The sequence below is a fragment of the Klebsiella sp. 1SOBk10mer genome (assembly GCF_046602535.1).
Lineage (GTDB): Bacteria > Pseudomonadota > Gammaproteobacteria > Enterobacterales > Enterobacteriaceae > Klebsiella > Klebsiella quasipneumoniae.
On record NZ_JBKIUP010000036.1, the window covers coordinates 1 to 4547 of the forward strand.

General features: G+C 56.7%; 4 protein-coding genes and 2 pseudogenes. 2 read left to right on the forward strand and 4 right to left on the reverse strand.

The features are described 5' to 3' along the window. Nucleotides 1-110 precede the first annotated feature (110 nt). Nucleotides 111-1208 (forward strand): annotated as a pseudogene (gene tnpC, locus ACLH1I_RS26255) (IS66 family transposase); the annotation flags it as partial. A gap of 250 nt (nt 1209-1458) precedes the next feature. Here tnpC and ACLH1I_RS26260 read toward each other — a convergent pair. The 3 genes and pseudogenes from ACLH1I_RS26260 to ACLH1I_RS26270 form a co-directional block, all read right to left on the reverse strand. Continuing rightward, nucleotides 1459-2022: a chlorite dismutase family protein gene (locus ACLH1I_RS26260; RefSeq protein ID WP_001097412.1), complete on the reverse strand. Its 564-nt coding sequence runs from the start codon at nt 2020-2022 to the stop codon at nt 1459-1461. Between the two features lie 23 nt (nt 2023-2045). Further along, complete coding sequence (locus ACLH1I_RS26265) at nt 2046-2420, reverse strand: cupin domain-containing protein (RefSeq protein WP_001348195.1); 375 nt, start codon at nt 2418-2420, stop codon at nt 2046-2048. A 189-nt stretch (nt 2421-2609) separates the two neighbouring features. Beyond that, nucleotides 2610-3046 (reverse strand): annotated as a pseudogene (locus ACLH1I_RS26270) (IS66 family transposase); the annotation flags it as partial. Between the two features lie 292 nt (nt 3047-3338). On the opposite strand from ACLH1I_RS26270, the gene ACLH1I_RS26275 reads away from it, so the two are divergent. Then, entirely contained in the window at nt 3339-3626 is a 288-nt protein-coding gene (locus ACLH1I_RS26275; RefSeq protein WP_009486461.1) for a thermonuclease family protein, read from the forward strand. Between the two features lie 615 nt (nt 3627-4241). On the opposite strand, the gene ACLH1I_RS26280 is transcribed toward ACLH1I_RS26275, so the two are convergent. Continuing rightward, nucleotides 4242-4547: hypothetical protein (locus ACLH1I_RS26280; RefSeq protein ID WP_176222701.1), on the reverse strand; the 306-nt coding region annotated here is incomplete at its 5' end.

Genomic DNA, 4547 nt, shown 5'->3' on the forward strand with positions numbered 1-4547 from the left:
TATTATGGTGATCCCCTGGGCGAAATGCGCCTGGTAAGCAGAGTTTTTGAAATGTAAGGCCTTTGAATAAGACAAAAGGCTGCCTCATCGCTAACTTTGCAACAGTGCCCACCGTTGAACGTCACATCCGGGGCAAATGGGCCTGCGACAGCTGCGAGACGTTGATCCAGGCACCGGTGCCACCGCAGGTGATCGACAAAGGCATCCCCACCGCTGGCCTGCTGGCCCAGGTGCTGGTGGCCAAGTATGCCGACCATCTGCCGCTGTACCGTCAGGAACGCATGTTCGGCCGTGCCGGCCTGGAAATCCCGCGCTCCACCCTGGCCGAATGGGTGGGTGCCTGTGGTGTGCAGTTGCAGCCGCTGGTGGATGCGTTGAGAAATACTCTGCTGGAACACAGTGTTCTGCATGCCGATGAAACCCCGGTCAGCATGCTGGCCCCGGGCAAGAAGAAAACCCACAAGGCCTACGTCTGGGCCTACTGCACCACACCGTTTGCCGACCTGAAGGCAGCTATTTACGACTTCGCACCCAGCCGTGCAGGCGAACACGCCCGAACCTTCCTGGGTGACTGGCGGGGCAAGCTGGTCTGTGATGATTACGCTGGCTACAAGGCCGGGTTCGGCAACGGCATTACCGAAATCGGCTGTATGGCCCACGCCCGGCGCAAGTTCTATGACCTGCACGAGGCCAACAAGAGCGAATTGGCGGCCAAGGCCTTGGAATACATCGGTGGACTCTACGAGATCGAGCGGGAAACCAAAGATCTGCCACCGGATATGCGGCGGGAAATCCGGCAAACCAAAGCCAAACCCCTTGCCGATGCGCTGCATCAGTGGATGCTGGCCCATCGCCAGAAAGTGCCGGATGGCTCCGGCACGGCCAAAGCCCTGGATTACAGCCTCAAACGTTGGGAAGCGCTGACGCGCTACCTGGACGATGGCGCTGTGCCCATCGACAACAACTGGGTGGAAAACCAGATCCGACCCTGGGCGCTGGGGCGCAGCAATTGGCTGTTTGCGGGTTCACTGCGCAGTGGTCAACGTGCGGCTGCGGTCATGACCCTAATACAGTCAGCGAAGCTGAATCGGCATGATCCCTATGCCTACCTGAAGGATGTGCTGACTCGCCTGCCGACACAGAAGAACAACGCCATCGACGAGCTATTGCCCCACAACTGGAAACCGGCCATACCTAACAAGGTGTAGGCCGGACGTGTATGGAGAGCCTTCTTCGAAAGCTGGACAAGGTGCCAACTCTAGACGGCAGGATATGCCCTGGGAGATCGATGAGAGAAAGAGGAGGCCATAAGTAGAAAATTTCCCAAGCGACTGGTGGCTCGCTAGGCATACGTGTCGTGTTACTCCTAAGTTATTAGACACACTAGATTTTCCGGGCTTTGCTGGGCTGCGGGTGTCGCAGGTGTATGCCGCACGGAGATCGCAGTTAAACCTGATACTAGGCCGGCTCATGCACTAGCCGGATGTCGATTTCTCTGTCGACATACTTCCACTCCACCGAGGCCCGGAGTTCGGCCAAAAGCCTGTTAAAGCCCGGCTCATCAGACGGGGAATATTCGAACCACGTCAAGAAGTCGAAGGGTTCGCTCTCGCCCAGGTCCCGACAATGGTGGAGACGACGGGCCACAGCAGGGAGATATTGGAGCCCAATGTGAATGTGACGGGACTGCTCCTCAAAAATCTTCCGGCGTTCGTCTTGAGCCAGTCCCCACCATGAGGGGTTTTTCCGGATAGGGATCAGGGCGGCACAGGTGGCCTCTGCTCGACCCAAACTTGGCTGCTTCGCCACGAGACGATCCTTCTCTTCACGCACGACATAACGCTCGTTACTCGTTATCCCGCGAAGAAGCCATTTGGTGCCCAAAGGCTGCGGCGAAACAGAGCCAGCGGCTACGTCGAGCCGGGGGATTCCAGGGAGAGGGGCTCCCGCCACGGCATCCATCCGAACAACGCGCCAAACACCCGTTTCTCCACCAGCGAACGTAAATAATCGTGTATTCATCAGTTTCCTCTCAGGCCTTTCGCCTATTTCTCAGCCAACGCAAAACCGGCATTGCCCGGCGCAACCACTGAAACAAATATAAAAGGTTCGGGGCCAGAGTTCATTGCACCATGTACCTGCCCAGGTTTTGCGATCGCAATATCTCCAGCTTTAAGATGAGTGACTATGCCGTTACCTTGATGATATTCGGCTTCACCTGAGATAACCGTCCAAGTATCTTGGCCGTGAGGATGTACATGGGAAGCTATTTCCTGCCCAGGGTGGGCGTGCCAAACAACGACGACAGAGTCATTGGTTTCCAGAACAACCGAACGAATCGGTTCGCCGTTAGACGGACGAACATATTCATCCACCGAAAAAATCCGCGATTCAGTTTCTGCTCTCATGTTCACACCCATTTAAAACTGATTGGACACGTACTCTAAACGCAACTGCGCCTGGACAGCACATGAAGATATGTACCTAAGCGCCCTTCGGGAAAACTATGCTCTGGCGCACAGAGACCGTCAATACTCCGTCGTGGGTAGGCATGACATAACGGGAGGAGACGGGCGACGCTTTGGTCATATGTACATGAGAAGGTGGCTCGCCCGCTCGGCAGGGTTGTTGTCGATGGGCAGGTGTCCCCCTTTCGATGTAGCGGATCAGCTTTAACCAGTTGCTCGCAAGGCAATTGATTGCTTGCCCAAGGCACTTTGACGACGTGACCTGGGGAGGGGTTTTGTCCAGCCTAGCTTTCAGTTGCTCCAGGAAAGCCTGGCTTTGCGACTGGCGCGTCTGGTATCGCTGGGCATCGCCCGCCTCTTCCATGTCGCGCTCGATGCCGTAGAGCTTGTTGATAAGAGTCAGTGCCATCTCCGCTCGGCCGATCTTGCCCTTGGATTGAGTTTTCTGATGAACTTGCGCCGCGCATGCCCAGCAACCTATACGCTCGACGCCTTTCTGCCTCCAGGAGGCGCTGCGGCACCTCCTGGGTACGGCTAGCGGTGTAATTGAACAGGATGACCGGAAGATTTGGTGGGCCACCGCGATCTCCTCAGTAGCTATAGCCAAACAGGTTGGGTATGAGAAGTTCAAGGGGGGGCGAGCAAAGCCCCCGTTCCAATTGATTCTCTATTCCACACAAATGGCGATATAAGCCGGCGGGTGATGACGACCCTGGAAGCTCTGGCATCGAGAGTGGATGTCTACTCCATCGACGAGGCGTTTCTGGATCTGACCGGAATCGACCGGGTGGTAAGCTTCGAGCCTTTTGGTCGGCAGGCGATTTGGCTCAAGGTGGAATCACCGGACGGTTACGATACAACGGTCAACGCTTGCGCCTGCTGTCGATTGACACCCCGGAAACCTACAAGCCCAGGTGCGACGCCGAGCTGACGAAGGGCCGCGAGGCAACCGCACGCCTCCGCGAACTGGTTGCCAACGCTCAGCGCATCGAGGTTGTCGATTCCGGCCAAGCCGACAAGTACGACCGCCGCCTTGTTCACCTGCTGATCGACGGGCGGGACGTGGGGCAAACCCTCATGGCCGAGGGGTTAGCCGTTGAGTGGAGGCCCGGCCCGAATGCGTGGAGGGAACGCCGTCGCCACTGGTGCGGATACTGATCGCTTTTCAGCTTGAGCCAGGAGCGCCCCGCCGCAGTGATCGGCACTTGTGTCGATCCGAGGAGGCGCAAGAGCCACAAGCCCCTGATAGGACCACGTAACGCGGCCATGCCACTAGAGCACGGCCGCTTTTTTCTTTTAAAAACAAAAATATAAAAAAATCCTGTTGCTTGAGCCGGTGGTATTGTGGGCAACTGCCGACCTGTTGGCAGGGTGGGGGCAACCGCTCGCGGTTGTCCCTGGCCTGTCAATGGGGAACCGCGAAGCGGTTAGGCAGGTATCCGGCTTGCCGGATTGTCCATAATTCCACGGGCTGTTTTCCCCAGGGCTACACGTTTTATATATGTTTTTTTTGTTTTAAAGAGTTTTAGGGAATCAGAAGGCAAAATTTACCTTCATTATCAGTTGCTTATAGAACCCCTCGGTGGGTAATAGACGGTTTCCGGTGGGTAATAGACGGGGTTGGGTGGGTAAACGACGGAACCGGGTGGGTAATAGACGGACTATCCACAGGCTGGATCGCCGGATCGATCCCCTCCCGTCTATTACACACCCGCCTTGCGCAAACCCTGACCAGTAGTCGCCTCGCGCTCCGTCTATTACACACCGCCGCGCTTAGTATTCGCCTGGGTCCAGTGGGGGGAGAACCCCGGAGCTGCTGACGACTTCCCCGCGTTGCGGACGCTCGACCGTCTCGCCGGGTTTCAGCGGATAGCGCCGCAGCACTCGCCCGTATTCTTCGCTCGCCCGCTTTGCTTCCACGCGCACGCGGCCAGACTCCGAGTTGACGCAGTTCAGGTAATTTTCTGTGGCACTGTTGCAAATAGTCGGTGGTGATAAACTTATCATCCCCTTTTGCTGATGGAGCTGCACATGAACCCATTCAAAGGCCGGCATTTTCAGCGTGACATCATTCTGTGG